The sequence below is a fragment of the Streptomyces sp. NPDC037203 genome (assembly GCF_055605065.1).
On sequence record NZ_JBVJUC010000007.1, the window covers coordinates 363,770 to 378,610 of the forward strand.

6 protein-coding genes, 1 tRNA gene and 1 rRNA gene are annotated in these 14,841 nt (G+C 70.1%); 1 reads left to right on the forward strand and 7 read right to left on the reverse strand.

Annotation, left to right across the window (positions count from 1 at the left end):
• Positions 1-48: 48 nt before the first annotated feature.
• The 4 genes from ACZ7EC_RS21685 to ACZ7EC_RS21700 all read right to left on the reverse strand — a co-directional run bounded on the left by ACZ7EC_RS21685 (position 49) and on the right by ACZ7EC_RS21700 (position 10,575).
• A complete protein-coding gene (locus ACZ7EC_RS21685) occupies positions 49-891 on the reverse strand; it encodes a helix-turn-helix domain-containing protein (RefSeq protein ID WP_471064786.1) in 843 nt (280 codons plus the stop codon).
• Positions 892-1,228: 337 nt separating this feature from the next.
• Positions 1,229-4,036, reverse strand: a complete 2,808-nt coding sequence (locus ACZ7EC_RS21690) for a DNA translocase FtsK (protein WP_471064787.1) — start codon at positions 4,034-4,036, stop codon at positions 1,229-1,231.
• A 124-nt stretch (positions 4,037-4,160) separates the two neighbouring features.
• Positions 4,161-4,841 (reverse strand): response regulator, encoded by a 681-nt coding sequence (locus tag ACZ7EC_RS21695; RefSeq protein WP_471064789.1) that lies wholly within the window; start codon positions 4,839-4,841, stop codon positions 4,161-4,163.
• Positions 4,842-5,115: 274 nt separating this feature from the next.
• Positions 5,116-10,575, reverse strand: a complete 5,460-nt coding sequence (locus ACZ7EC_RS21700) for a HAMP domain-containing protein (RefSeq protein ID WP_471064790.1) — start codon at positions 10,573-10,575, stop codon at positions 5,116-5,118.
• A gap of 409 nt (positions 10,576-10,984) precedes the next feature.
• Here ACZ7EC_RS21700 and ACZ7EC_RS21705 point away from each other — a divergent pair, with 409 nt between their 5' ends.
• A complete protein-coding gene (locus tag ACZ7EC_RS21705) occupies positions 10,985-13,747 on the forward strand; it encodes a SpoIIE family protein phosphatase (protein ID WP_471064792.1) in 2,763 nt (920 codons plus the stop codon).
• A gap of 73 nt (positions 13,748-13,820) precedes the next feature.
• Here ACZ7EC_RS21705 and ACZ7EC_RS21710 read toward each other — a convergent pair.
• The 3 genes from ACZ7EC_RS21710 to rrf form a co-directional block, all read right to left on the reverse strand.
• Positions 13,821-13,893: transfer RNA gene (locus tag ACZ7EC_RS21710), tRNA-Thr, on the reverse strand.
• An 84-nt stretch (positions 13,894-13,977) separates the two neighbouring features.
• The gene (locus ACZ7EC_RS21715) at positions 13,978-14,640 is read right to left on the reverse strand and encodes a DegT/DnrJ/EryC1/StrS family aminotransferase (protein WP_471064812.1); all 663 of its coding nucleotides are present in this window, start codon (positions 14,638-14,640) and stop codon (positions 13,978-13,980) included.
• A 114-nt stretch (positions 14,641-14,754) separates the two neighbouring features.
• Positions 14,755-14,841 (reverse strand): 5S ribosomal RNA (rrf, locus tag ACZ7EC_RS21720); the annotation flags it as partial.

Consider the following 14,841-nt stretch of genomic DNA (forward strand, 5'->3'; position numbering starts at 1 on the left):
TTGGCCGAACTCGGCCGACCCCGTCGGCGGGGTGCGCGGCGGGCCGGATCAACCCGCGACGGGGTCGCCCTTGGTGTACGTCAGGCGCTCCACGGCGCCGGGCCGGAAGTTGTTCTGGATCTTCTTGCCGTTGACGTACAGCTCGATCGCGCCCGCGTCGCCGAGGATCAGATCGATCTTGGCGTTGTCCTGGAAGGTCTTGGACTGGCCCTTGTCCAGCAGGCCGTCGAAAAGCATCCGCCCGTTGTGGTCCTTGGCCGAGATCCAGCTGCGTCCGCTGGGCGCGCTGACCTGGACCGTCACCTTGTCCTGCGGGGCGGCGGCGATGGCGCTGTCGGTGGGTCCGGGGGTCGGCGAGGTGGACTTTCGCCTGGTCGGTGCGGACGAGGCCGCCTTGCTCGCGGCGGGCGTGGAGCCCTCGGCGAGCTGCGCCTTGGCGTCGCTGCCGCCGTCGCCGCCCTTGACCGCGGTGAAGCCGACGAAACCGATCACCACGACGATCGCGGCGACCATCGCCGCGGTCCAGTTCGGGCCCCGTCGCTCGGGGCGGATCCGCTCGGCCTCGAACAGGGGCGCGGCCGGGGTGGGCGCGGGCCGGCCGCCGTGCTCGGCGTCGTACTGGGCGACCAGCGGCTCGGGATCGAGATGGACGGCCCTGGCCAGGTTTCGGATGTGGCCGCGCGCATAGACGGCGCCGCCGCAGGGGCGGAAGTCGTCCGCCTCGATGGCGTGCACGATGGCGAGGCGGACACGAGTGGCGCTGCTGACGTCGTCCACGGTGAGCCCGGCCGCGATCCGCGCCTGATGGAGGGCACGGCCCACGGAGATCCGGGCTTCCTGGGACTCGTCTGGGAAGGGACGCTCGTCTTCAGGGGAGTTGCCGAGGGACACGGGGGCGCCTTTCGAGCGTGTAGCCACCTGTGCTGGAAGCTCAGTCTAGGGGGGGTACGAAAGGGTGGGGCAACCGGGCGGTTCGAACTTCTACGCCATCGGAATGGCCCGACACCCCGAGGGCTGGACAGGCGGATACCCGGGGATCGGGACGCTTACCTGTCCTCTCGCTCAACTTGACGTAGGACAAAGGGAAACGGTTGCCCGCCGCTCTCTAACGGGTGGATCACGGCGGGCACGGACGGTGCAGGACGGCAGGGACGATCACGCCGGAACGGACCCGTCCCGGCGTACAGCCACCCGGTCTTCGCGGTGCGGAACCGGGCGGCTCTTATTACTATCCCTCGGATTCGCCGCGAATCACGGCGAGCACGCCGTCCAGTTCGTCCGGTTTCACCAGAACGTCACGCGCCTTGGAGCCCTCGCTGGGTCCCACGATGTTGCGGGACTCCATGAGATCCATCAGCCGGCCCGCCTTGGCGAAGCCGACCCGCAGCTTGCGCTGGAGCATGGACGTGGATCCGAACTGGGTCGAGACGACGAGTTCGGCCGCCTGGCACAGCAGGTCGAGATCGTCGCCGATGTCCTCGTCGATCTCCTTCTTCTGCTTGGTGCCGACCGTGACGTCGTCCCGGAAGACCGGCGCCATCTGCTCCTTGCAGTGCCGTACGACCGCTGCGACCTCCTCCTCGGTCACGAACGCGCCCTGCATACGGGTGGGCTTGTTGGCGCCCATCGGCAGGAAGAGGCCGTCGCCCTTGCCGATCAGCTTTTCGGCGCCGGGCTGGTCCAGGATGACGCGGGAGTCGGCGAGCGAGGAGGTGGCGAAGGCGAGCCGGGAGGGCACGTTCGCCTTGATCAGACCGGTGACCACGTCGACCGAGGGGCGCTGGGTGGCGAGCACCAGGTGGATGCCGGCAGCGCGCGCGAGCTGGGTGATGCGCACGATCGCGTCCTCGACGTCGCGCGGCGCGACCATCATCAGGTCGGCCAGCTCGTCCACGATCACCAGCAGGTACGGGTACGGCTGGAGCTCGCGCTCGCTGCCCGCGGGCGGCTTGACCTTGCCTTCGCGCACGGCCCGGTTGAAGTCGTCGATGTGCCTGTAGCCGTAGGCCGCGAGGTCGTCGTAGCGCAGGTCCATCTCGCGCACCACCCACTGGAGCGCCTCGGCGGCCCGCTTCGGGTTGGTGATGATCGGCGTGATCAGGTGCGGGATGCCCTCGTAGGCGGTCAGCTCGACCCGCTTGGGGTCGACCAGGATCATCCGCACGTCCTCCGGGGTCGCCCGCATCATGATCGAGGTGATCAGGCAGTTGATGCAGGACGACTTGCCGGAACCGGTGGCGCCGGCCACCAGCATGTGCGGCATCTTCGCCAGCGAGTGCATGACGTAGCCGCCCTCGACGTCCTTGCCGAAGGCGACCAGCATCGGGTCGTCGTCCTCGGCGGACTCCGCGAGGCGCAGCACATCGCCGAGGTTGACCATCTCCCGGTCGGTGTTGGGGATCTCGATGCCCACCGCCGACTTGCCGGGGATGGGGCTGATGATCCGCACGTCCGGGCTGGCGACCGCGTACGCGATGTTCTTGGCGAGCGCGGTGATCCGCTCCACCTTGACGGCCGGGCCCAGTTCGACCTCGTAGCGGGTGACCGTCGGGCCGCGGGTGAAGCCGGTGACGGCCGCGTCGACCTTGAACTCGGTGAAGACCTGGGTGAGCGAGGCCACTACGGCGTCGTTGGCCTCGCTGCGGGCCTTGCCGGGGCCGCCGCGCTCCAGCAGGTCCAGGGCGGGCAGCGCGTAGGTGACGTCACCGGCCAGCCGCAGCTGCTCCGCGCGCGCGGGCAGCTCGCGGGGCTGCTCGGGGGCCTTCTTCGTGAGGTCGGGTACGAGGGAGCCCGTGCCCTGCTCGGGGCGGGCAGCCGGGACGGGCCGGGCGGCCGGCTTGGCGACCGGGGCCGCCGCCGACTCCGCGGCCGGCGCCGGCTCGGGGGCCGGGGCGGCGGGCGCCTCCGGGTCCGGCACCGGCGTGGTCTCCTCACGGTCCCCGGTGCCGACGCCCTGGGTGAGGTCGGCGACCAGCGGGGAGGGCGGCATGCCGTGCAGGACCGCACCGTCGAGCGCGGCGGCGGCAGCGGCGGCCACGTCCACGGCGTCCATCCGGCGCCGCGGATCCGGCTGGGGCACCGCGGAGCGCCTGGGACGGCCCCGGCGGCGCGAGAGGGCCTCTTCCTCGGCCTGGTCGGGTTCGTACGCCCGAGGTCCGGCCGAGCGCCCGCGGGAGCGCGCCGGCAGCGCCTCGCGCCACTGCTCCTCGTAGCGCTCGTCGTCCTCGCCGAACTCCTCCGGCTCGTGCTGGTGCAGCACGCCGAGCCGCACCCCGAGGGCGCGCAGCCGCTGCGGGATGGCGTTCACGGGGGTGGCGGTCACCACGAGCAGCCCGAAGACGGTCAGCAGCACCAGCAGGGGCACGGCGAGCATCTCGGTCACGGTGTACGTCAGCGGGGTGGCCGCCGCCCAGCCGATGAGGCCGCCGGCGTCCCTTATGGCCTGCATCCCGTCGCTGCGGGCGGGCGAGCCGCACGCGATGTGGACCTGGCCGAGGACGCCGATCAGGAGCGCGGACAGACCGATCACGATCCGGCCGTTGGCCTCCGGCTTCTCCGGGTGCCGGATGAGCCGTACGGCGATCACCGCGAGCAGTATCGGCACCAGCAGGTCGAGCCGGCCGAACGCGCCGGTGACCAGGACCTCCACCAGGTCGCCGACGGGACCCTTGAGGTCGGCCCAGGTGCCGGCGGCGACGATCAGCGCGATGCCGAACAGCAGCAGCGCCACGCCGTCCTTGCGGTGGGCCGGGTCGAGGTTCCTGGCGCCCTGTCCTATGCCGCGGAAGACGGCGCCGACCGCGTGCGCGAGACCGAGCCAGAGGGCGCGCACCAGGCGGTACAGGCCCCCGGTGGGGCTGGGCGCCGGCTTTGGCGGTGCCTTCTTGACCACGGCCTTGCGGGCGGGCGCCCTCTTGGCGGGCGCCTTTCCGGCCGGGACCCGCTTCGCGGCGGCGGCCTTCTTCGCCGGACCCTTCGCGGGAGCGGCCGCCTTCTTCGCGGGCTGCTTCTTGGCTGCGGAGGGACGTGAGGCCATGGGTGTGAGGTTACCGGGGGAGACGACGGTGGACACGTGTGCCCACAGCTTCACCCGTTCGTGTCGCCCTTGCCGGGGCGCGGAACTGACGCGGGCTCATGGGCAACGGGAGCCTCGGCACGGGTCAGTTGACCGGCGGCACCGCGGGGCCGCCGGTGCCGGTACCCGGCTCCAGGGCGTCGAGCGCGCGGCGCAGTCCGGTGAGCTTGCGCTCCAGATGGGCCGCCGTGGCCACCGCGGCCGCGTCCGCCGAGTCGTCGTCCAGCTGTTTGGACAGCGCCTCGGCCTGCTCCTCGACGGCCGCGAGCCGTGCGGACAGCTCGGCGAGCAGTCCGGCCGACTCCTTGCCGCCGACCGCGCCCCTGCCGCCGCCCTCCAACTGGAGCCGCAGCAGCGCCGCCTGCTCGCGCAGCTGGCAGTTCTTCATGTACAGCTCGACGAACACCGAGACCTTGGCGCGCAGCACCCACGGGTCGAACGGCTTGGAGATGTAGTCCACCGCGCCCGCCGCGTAGCCTCGGAAGGTGTGGTGCGGGCCGTGGTTGATCGCCGTGAGGAAGATGATCGGGATGTCGCGGGTCCGCTCGCGCCGCTTGATGTGCGCCGCGGTCTCGAACCCGTCCATGCCCGGCATCTGGACGTCCAGGAGAATGACCGCGAAATCGTCCGTGAGCAGCGCTTTGAGCGCTTCCTCCCCGCTCGATGCCCGCACCAGCGTCTGATCGAGCGCAGAGAGGATGGCCTCCAGCGCCAGCAGATTCTCCGGCCGGTCATCGACCAGGAGGATCTTGGCCTTCTGCACCATGGCCCGCCCTCCTCGCCCCGGCGGTACACCGGGCGCCGCCCCAGGGGACGACTCCCTTTCGCCGCCCGTCCTTGTGCCGGTCATCGTAGCCGCACCCCGCTTGTCGCCACACCCTGTCACCGCGATGTCACCGTGCACACAGCGGAAACGCGGGAGGAACCCCGATGGTTCCCGGAACCCCACGTTCCCATACGTCTCCAGTCACCTTAAGCGGACAACTCCGCACACGGGCCAGGGGTTCCCCGGCTGTTCACAGGGTGGTCGGCCGATCCCGTCACTTCCCCCCCATCCAGTGCTGGAGCACGCCCAGCAGATGGTCCGGATCGACCGGCTTGGTCACGTAGTCGGACGCGCCTGCCTCGATGGCCTTCTCCCGGTCGCCCTTCATCGCCTTCGCGGTCAGGGCGATGATCGGCAGCCCGGCGAACTGCGGCATCCTGCGGATCGCCGTGGTCGTGGCATAGCCGTCCATCTCGGGCATCATGATGTCCATCAGGACGACCGCCGCGTCGTCGTGCTGCTCCAGGACCTCGATGCCCTCGCGGCCGTTCTCGGCGTACAGCACCGACAGGCCGTGCTGCTCCAGGACACTGGTGAGCGCGAAGACATTGCGGATGTCGTCGTCGACGATCAGCACCTTCTGGCCGCCGAAACGCACCCCCCGCGCGGACTGCGGCTCGCCGTCCTGCTCGGGCGCCGCCGACCGCTGCCCGTCCCGCTGCTCCCCCTGCGGCAGGCTCCGCCTGCGCCGCCGGAAGAGGGCCGCGGGGCCGTTCTGCATCTCCAGGTACGACTTGACCTCGGCCGGCGTCTCGATCTCGGAGGCGGACAGCTGCGAGGACTGCTCCGCCTCGGATGCCGTCAGGTCGCCGGCCTCCAGCGGGGCCACCGACTGCTGGTAGCCCTGCGGCGGCAGCTCGCTCGGGTACAGCGGCAGGTACAGCGTGAACGTGGAGCCGCGGCCCGGTTCGCTCTGCGCGTGGATCTCACCGCCGAGCAGCTGCGCGATCTCCCGCGAGATCGACAGACCGAGACCGGTGCCGCCGTACTTGCGGCTGGTAGTGCCGTCCGCCTGCTTGAACGCCTCGAAGATCACCCGCATCTTGCTGGCCGCGATGCCGATGCCGGTGTCCGTCACGGAGAACGCGATCAGCTCGCCGTCCGGATCGGTGAGCGACCCGGCCTCCAGCAACTGCTCCCGGATGTTTTGCGGCACACCCGCGCCCGCGGGCCGGATGACCAGTTCGACCGACCCGGAGTCGGTGAACTTCACCGCGTTGGACAGCAGATTGCGCAGCACCTGGAGCAGCCGCTGCTCGTCGGTGTGCAGGGTCGCCGGCAGCTCCGGGGAGACCCGCACCGACAGGTCCAGGCCCTTCTCCGCGGTCAGCGGCCGGAAGGTCGCCTCCACGTAGTCCACGAGCTGGACGAGCGCGATCCTGGTCGGCGAGACGTCCATCTTGCCCGCCTCGACCTTCGCGAGGTCCAGGATGTCGTTGATCAGCTGGAGCAGATCGGATCCCGCGCCGTGGATGGTCTCGGCGAACTCGACCTGCTTGGGCGAGAGGTTGCCCTCGGCGTTGTCGGCGAGCAGCTTGGCCAGGATCAGCAGCGAGTTCAGCGGCGTACGCAGCTCGTGCGACATGTTGGCCAGGAACTCGCTCTTGTAGCGCATCGACACCGCGAGCTGCTCGGCACGCTCCTCGAGGACCTGCCGCGCCTCCTCGATCTCGGTGTTCTTCACCTCGATGTCCCGGTTCTGCCGGGCCAGCAGCTCCGCCTTCTCCTCCAGTTCGGCGTTGGAGTTCTGGAGCGCCTGCTGCCGGCTCTCCAGCTCCGCCGAGCGCTCGCGCAGTTGCTCGGTCAGCTCCTGCGACTGCTTCAGGAGCTGCTCGGTCTTGGTGTTGACCGAGATGGTGTTGACGCTGGTCGCGATCACCTCGGCGATCTGGTTGAGGAAGTCCTTCTGGATCTGCGTGAACGGCGTGAAGGAGGCCAGTTCGATCACGCCGAGCACGGTGTCCTCGAACAGCACCGGCAACACGATCACCTGGGCGGGCGGTGCCTCGCCGAGCCCGGAGGAGATCTTCAGATATCCGTTCGGCGCGTCCGAGACCAGGATGGTGCGCCTCTCCTGGGCCGCCGTACCGACCAGCGCCTCGCCCGGCCGGAACGACGTCGGCATGGAGCCCATGGAGTAGCCGTACGAGCCCAGCATCCGCAGCTCGTAGGCGTCCTTGCCGTCACCGGCGTCCTTGCCCTCCATGAGCGGCATGGCCAGGAAGAACGCGCCGTGCTGCGCGGAGACCACCGGCGTCAGCTCGCTCATGATCAGCGAGGCCACGTCCTGGAGGTCGCGGCGGCCCTGCATGAGCGCGGAGATGCGGGCCAGGTTGCCCTTGAGCCAGTCCTGCTCCTTGTTGGCGATCGTGGTGTCCCGCAGATTCGCGATCATCTTGTTGATGTAGTCCTGGAGTTCCTGGATCTCGCCGGACGCGTCGACGTCGATCTTCAGGTTCAGGTCGCCGCGGGTCACCGCGGTCGCCACCCGCGCGATGGCGCGCACCTGCCGGGTCAGGTTCCCGGCCATCTCGTTCACCGACTCCGTCAGGTCCCGCCAGGTGCCGTCCACGTCGCGCACCCGCGCCTGACCGCCCAACTGGCCCTCGGTGCCCACCTCGCGGGCCACTCGCGTGACCTCCTCGGCGAAGCTGGACAGCTGGTCGACCATCGTGTTGATCGTCGTCTTCAGCTCCAGGATCTCGCCGCGGGCATCGATGTCGATCTTCTTGGTCAGGTCGCCCTTGGCGATCGCCGTGGTGACCATCGCGATGTTGCGCACCTGACCGGTCAGGTTGGACGCCATCTGGTTCACCGACTCGGTGAGGTCCTTCCAGGTGCCCGCCACGCCCGGCACATGCGCCTGACCGCCCAGGATGCCGTCCGTGCCCACCTCACGGGCCACCTTGGTGACCTGGTCGGCGAACGAACTCAGCGTCTTGACCATCGTGTTGATGGTGTCGGCGAGCTGCGCGACCTCACCGCTCGCCTCGATCGTCACCTGTCGCGTCAGGTCACCGTTGGCGACCGCCGAGGCCACCTGCGAGATGTTGCGCACCTGCATGGTCAGGTTGTTGGCCATCAGGTTGACGTTGTCGCTCAGGTCCTTCCAGATGCCCGTGACACCCGGCACGTGCGCCTGGCCGCCGAGCATGCCCTCGGTCCCCACCTCGCGGGCCACCCGCGTCACCTGCTCGGCGAACGACGACAGCTGTACGACCATGGTGTTGACGGTCGTGACCAGCTCCAGGATCTCGCCCTTGGCGTCCACCGTGATCTTCTTCGACAGGTCGCCCTTGGCGACCGCGGTCGTGACCTCGGCGATGTTGCGCACCTGGATCGTCAGGTTGTTCGCCATGAAGTTCACCGACTGCGTGAGGTCCTTCCAGGTGCCGGAGACCCCCTGCACCTCGGCCTGACCGCCCAGGATGCCCTCCGTGCCCACCTCACGGGCCACCCTGGTGACCTCCTGGGCGAACGACGACAGCTGGTCCACCATCGTGTTCAGGGTGTTCTTCAGCTCCAGGATCTCCCCGCGCGCGTCCACGGTGATCTTCTGGGAGAGGTCACCGCCCGCCACCGCGGTGGCGACCTGCGCGATGTTGCGCACCTGGGCCGTCAGGTTCCCGGCCATGCCGTTCACCGAGTCCGTCAGGTCCCGCCACACACCGGCGACACCGGGCACCTGCGCCTGACCGCCGAGCCGGCCCTCCGTGCCCACCTCGCGCGCCACCCGCGTCACCTGGTCGGCGAACGCGGACAGCTGATCGACCATGGTGTTGATCGTGTTCTTCAGCTCCAGGATCTCGCCCCGCGCGTCCACGTCGATCTTCTGCGACAGATCGCCGTTGGCCACCGCCGTCGTCACCTGGGCGATATTGCGCACCTGGGACGTGAGGTTTCCGGCCATGAAGTTGACGGAGTCCGTCAGCTCCTTCCAGGTGCCCGACACACCGTCCACCCTGGCCTGACCGCCGAGGCGGCCCTCCGTACCCACGTCCCGCGCCATCCGCGTGACCTGGTCGGCGAAGCTCGACAGCTGGTCCACCATGGTGTTCACGGTGTTCTTCAGCTTGAGCATCTCGCCGGAGACGTCCACGGTGACCTTCTGCGACAGATCTCCGTTGGCCACCGCCGTCGTCACCTGGGCGATGTTGCGCACCTGGCCGGTGAGGTTTCGGAACGCGGTGTTGACCGAGTCGGTCAGGTCCTTCCACGTCCCCGCCGCGCCCGGCACCTGCGCCTGGCCGCCCAGCTCGCCCTCGACGCCGATCTCCCGCGCGACCCGCGTCACCTCGGCACCGAAGGACGACAGCTGGTCCACCATCCCGTTGACGGTGTTCTTCAACTCCAGCATCTCGCCGGCCACGTCCACCGTGACCTTCTGCGACAGATCACCGTTGGCCACCGCGGTCGTCACGGCGGCGATGTCCCGCACCTGGGTCGTCAGGTTCCGGAACACCGTGTTGACGGAGTCCGTCAGGTCCTTCCAGGTACCGGCCGCGCCCGGCACGTTCGCCTGACCGCCGAGGCGGCCCTCCGCGCCGACCTCGTTGGCCACGCGCGTGACCTCGTCCGCGAAGATCCGCAGCGTCTCGGTCATCTGGTTGATCGTCTGGGCGAGCTGCGCCACCTCGCCGCGCGCCTGGACGGTCACCTTCTGGGACAGGTCACCGTTCGCCACCGCAGTGGTGACCTGGGAGATCCCCCGCACCTGGGCGGTCAGGTTGCCCGCCATCGTGTTGACGGAGTCGGTCAGCTCCTTCCAGACGCCGGCCACCTCGGGCACCTGCGCGCGACCGCCGAGAATGCCCTCGGTGCCCACCTCGCGGGCCACCCGCGTGACCTCCGAGGAGAAGGCCGAAAGCTGGTCCACCATCGTGTTGACGGTGTTCTTCAGCTCCAGCATCTCGCCCGCGACATGCACGGTCACCTTGCGCGACAGATCACCCTTGGCGACCGCCGTCGTCACCAGGGCGATGTCCCGAACCTGCGCCGTGAGCCGGTCCGCCATCGTGTTGACGGACTCCGTCAGGTCCTTCCAGGAACCCGACATGCCGCGCACCCGTGCCTGACCGCCGAGCTTGCCCTCGGTGCCGACCTCGCTGGCCACCCGCGTGACCTCGTCGGTGAACGTCGACAACTGGTCGACCAGGTTGTTGACGGTACGGCCGACCTTCAGGAACTCACCCCGCAGCGGATGCCCGGTACCGCCGTCCGGCGCCTGCGTCCGCAGCTCCATGCGCGGCGACAGATCGCCCTCCGCGACCGCGGTGAGCACCCGGCCGACCTCGGAGACCGGTCGTACGAGATCGTCCACCAGCGCGTTGGAGTGGTCGATCGCCGTCGCCCAGGAGCCCTCGCAGGCCCCCGTCTCCAGCCGTTCCGTGAGTTTTCCCTCACGGCCCACCATGCGCCGTACCCGCGACAGCTCGCCGGTCAGGTGCAGATTGCGGTCGGCCACCTCGTTGAAGACCGCCGCGATCTCCGACATCACCCCGTCCCCGGAGACCGTCAGCCGCTTGCGGAAATTGCCGTCACGCATCGACACAAGGGCCGCCAGCAGCCGGTTCAGGGCAGCCGTGTCCACCTCGGTGGTGCCGCCACTCCTGCCCAGGGACGGTCCGCCCTTCGCGCGCGTCTTCGTGCCACGCGTCGCTGCGCCAGACTCCACTGTGTCCCTCCCGGGGATTCGACCCTTACTGCCCTGGCGGGACGCTTCCGTACGGCACGCCGGTCCCCGGCATACCGGTCACGTCCGCGTACCGGTTACTGCTGCGTATGTCTGCCAGACGAGATCCGGCCACACCAGGGTCTGCTGCCCGCCGTTCACGGAACACACGCGGCACGACCGGACCTCCGTCAGAAGCTTGCCCAGTGTTTCACCCTGCCTGAACCAGGCCATAACAGTTCGGCAGCTTCGCACATCGTCCGCACACCCTGGGGGGTAAACACCGGCGACCGGCACCCGCTCGGACGGCGAAGGTAAGTAACCTTGCATCCGGCTGTCCAGCCGCACCGGTCCCGTCCGGCCTGGGCGGTGGCACCAGTACGAGCGGGCATCGGAGGGGCGGCCGCAGACCATGACCACCGGACTGATCCCGGGGGGACCGCCCCCGGAGCCGCAGCCGACCGACGCGACCATGCCGCAGCAGCGGGTCGAGCCGGCCGGCCCGTCCGCCCTGCCCGTCGACAACCGGCCGAGGAGTTCTGTGATCACCGCGCGCGCGGCCGCCAGTTTCGAGCCCGTCGGACGATCCGTGGCGACCGCCCGGTCCTTCGTCCGCGACACCCTCCAGGGGTGGGGCTTCGCCGACATCGTCGACGACGCCGTCGTCCTCACGAGCGAACTGGTGACCAACGCGGTCGTGCACGCCGGCACCCACGCGGAGGTGCTCTGCCTGCGCACCGAGGACGGGGTGCGCGTCGAGGTCTCCGACCACTACCCGGAGCGCGAAGTCCCGCTCCAGAACTCCGCCAGCCCCATGGCCAGCCCCGACCGCGAGGGCGGCCGCGGCCTCCAGCTCTGCGCCGCCCTGGCCACCCGCTGGGGCGTCGACTACACGCCGACCCACAAGCACGTCTGGTTCCAGCTCAACCTGCCCGAGCGCGCCGTAGGCACCCGCACCGCAGGTCCCGCACTCCCCGCCGACCTGCTGCCGGTGACCGACGGCCGGGTCCGCGTCGCCGTTCTCCAGATCGACCGCAAGGGCGCCATCGCCTCGTGGAACGAGGACGCGGAGGACCTCTTCGGCCACCCGGCCGCCCAGGCCGTCGGCCGGCCGCTGACCGAACTCGCCGCCTGGCCGCACACACCGGGCACCAGCACCGGCATCGCCGAGGCTCTCCAGCTCTCCCGCTGGGAGGGCAGCTACGGCATCCGCGGCGCCGATGGCCGCGTCGTCCAGGTGTACGCCTCCCACCTGCGGGTCCGGGACAACGGCGGCGAGCCCTCCACCGTGTGCCTGCTGGTGCGCGACCAGGAACGCGCCGTGCTCCAGACACCCGCCCGTGTCCCGGCCGGCGACCAGGGCTCCGCGCAGGACGGCCAGAGCACCGACCCCTTCGAGGTCTTCATCGGCTCCCCCGCCCCCGACGACCTCGACGGCCTGCTCCAGCGCACCGTGGAACGCGCCCGCGACATGCTCGACGGCGACTCCGCGTTCCTGCTGCTGGCCACCGACGACGAGACCGAGCTGGAGGTCCGCGCCTCCACCGGGCTGCCCTCCGCCCGCCAGCGCTTCGCCCGCGTCCCCGTGGAAGCCGGCCCCGGCCGCTACGGCTCCGCGCGCATGCCCGCCGTCCACGACGACCTCAGTGCCGTCCCCGGCGCCGTCCCCCTGCTCGGCGGCACCGGCATGCGCTCGGTCGTCACCGTGCCGCTCAAGGTCGAGGGCCGCCTCACCGGCTCCCTCGGCGTCGCGGCCGAGGCACCGGGCAGGTTCTCCAACGAGGAGGCGCTGCGCCTCCAGTTCGCCGCCGACCGCATCGCCCTGGCCGTGGAATCGGCGCGCCTCGGCGAGCTGGAACGGCTGCGGCGCGGCTCCCTGAGCTTCCTGGTCGAAGCCTCCGACCTGCTGGCCGGTACCCTCGACCGCGACCAGACGCTGGCCCTCATGGCCCAGATGACGGTCCCCACCCTGGCCACCTGGTGCGCCGTCTACACCATCGCCGACCAGGCCTCGGACCCGTACCTGTCGTACGTGCTGCACGAGGACGAGGAACTCATCGACGGCATCAAGTCGTTGCTGTCGAAGGTCACCCCGCCCGACCCGGTACCCACGCCCGGCGCCCGCGTGTGGACGATTCCGGGCGAGATCGCCCACCAGGCCGCCCTGCGCACCTCCATGCGCTCCCTGGGGCTGGCCGCGGGGCCCACGCACAGGATCACCGCAGGCATCGGTCCGACCCTCGCCACGGCTTCCGCGGTCGGTGGCGAAACGGTCGTCCTGCCGCTCGTCGCCCGCAACCGCGTCATCGGCATGCTGGTCCTCGGCAAGCCCACCGACGAACACTTCCGCCAGGAGATCCTGGAGCTGGCCGAGGACCTGTCCCGCCGGGCCGCGCTCGCCCTGGACAACGCCCGCCTGTACTCGGAGCGCACGGCCATCAGCCAGGCCCTCCAGCGCAGCCTGCTGCCGCCCGGCACCCCGCACATCGACGGCGTCGAGGTGGAGGTCATCTACCGCGCGGCCGGCGAGGGCAACGAGGTGGGCGGCGACTTCTACGACCTCTTCCCCATCGGGGACGGCGCCTACGGCTTCGCCATCGGGGACGTCTGCGGTACGGGACCCAACGCGGCGGCGGTCACCGGCCTCGCCCGGCACGCCCTGCGCCTGCTGGCCCGCGAGGGCCTCAGCGGCCCCGCCGTCCTGGAACGGCTGAACTCGGCCATTCTCGACGAGGGCGACCGCAGCCGCTTCCTGACGCTCCTTTACGGCGAGCTGCGGCCCCAGCCGGACGGCAGCGCCGAGCTGAAGGTGGTCTGCGCCGGCCATCCGCTGCCGCTGCGCCTGCGCCAGGACGGCACGGTCACCCCGGCCGCCGAACCGCAGCCCCTCCTGGGCGTCATCGAGGACCTGGAGCTGTACGAGGAAACGGTCACCCTGGACGCCGGCGATGTGCTGCTCTGTGTCACGGACGGCGTCACCGAGCGCCGCGAGGGTTCCCGCATGCTGGGCGACGACGGCCTCGCCGAGGTCCTCACCACCTGTACGGGTCTGACGGCGGGCGCGGTCGCGGCGCGCATCATGCGCGCGGTGGAGCGCTTCGCGTCCGACGCTCCGTCCGACGACATGGCCATTCTGGCGATGCGGGTTCCGGGCCTGGACCCCAACGAGGGCTGAGCCGGGGCGGTTTGCGGCCGCCCCGGAACACGAAAAAGACCCCACCCGAAAGGGTGGGGTCTTTCTTTTGTCGAGCCCCCAAACGGAATCGAACCGTTGACCTTCTCCTTACCATGGAGACGCTCTGCCGACTGAGCTATAGGGGCTTGTCGTTTTCGAGGTTTCCCTCGCGGCGACAAAGAAACTGTACCCCGAACCAGCCCGACTTCCCAAATTCGTTCGGGAGCCGGTCAGAAGGCGGGTTGGAGCAGTCCGCCGAGGGCGTTGCAGGCCGCGGCGACGCGCTGCATCTCCCGCTTGGTCAGGGAGGCGTCGACGGGCAGCGCGAGCGTCTCGTCGGCGGCCCGTTCGGTCTGCGGCAGGGATACGCACCGGCGGAACTCCGGCAGCCGGTGCACGGGTGTCTTCACCGGCACCCGGCAGTCGATTCCCTTGGCGCGCAGGGCGCGTGCGAAGGCGTCCCGGTCCGGCCGGCCGTTGCCCGGCACCCGCACCACGTACTGCTGGTAGGTGTGCCCGTCCCCGCCGTCCGGGGTCCGCACGCCCTTCAGCTTGGCGTCCAAGTATGCGGCCCGCTGCCGCCGTTGAGCGGTCTCGTCGTACGGCACCTCGGACTCGCCCTGTTCCAGGACCAGCAGCTCGTGCCGCTGCCCGAGGGCGTGCAGCCGCTTGGTGTCGGCCCGCCGGCCGAACCGGTGGACGACAACGACGGCCGCGGTGCGGGACGTTACGGCCGCCGCCACCGCCGCGGGGTCCAGGCAGTAGGTCACGGGGTCTATGTCGGCGAACACGGGGAGCGCGCCGGCCAGGGTCACTGCCTCGGCGATCTCGACGTTCCCGAAGGCCGGTACGACGACCTCGTCACCGGCTCCGACACCGGCCGCCCTGAGCATTGCGGAGGTTCCCATGCAAGGGATGCTCGGTGCGCAGGGTGAACGACACGTTACGCGAAACAAAAAAAGGTCGGATCCTGAACCGAAGTTCAGGATCCGACCTTTTGAATAATTGTTCGGCGGCGTCCTACTCTCCCACAGGGTCCCCCCTGCAGTACCATCGGCGCTGAAAGGCTTAGCTTCCGGGTTCGGAATGTAACC

What these genes read in the sequence shown, in the direction of transcription:
- ACZ7EC_RS21690 (WP_471064787.1), bottom strand. Translation starts at nt 4,036, where the DNA reads ATGGCCTCACGTCCCTCCGCAGCCAAGAAGCAGCCCGCGAAGAAGGCG.
- ACZ7EC_RS21695 (WP_471064789.1), bottom strand. Translation starts at nt 4,841, where the DNA reads ATGGTGCAGAAGGCCAAGATCCTCCTGGTCGATGACCGGCCGGAGAAT.
- ACZ7EC_RS21705 (WP_471064792.1), top strand. Translation starts at nt 10,985, where the DNA reads ATGACCACCGGACTGATCCCGGGGGGACCGCCCCCGGAGCCGCAGCCG.
- ACZ7EC_RS21715 (WP_471064812.1), bottom strand. Translation starts at nt 14,640, where the DNA reads ATGCTCAGGGCGGCCGGTGTCGGAGCCGGTGACGAGGTCGTCGTACCG.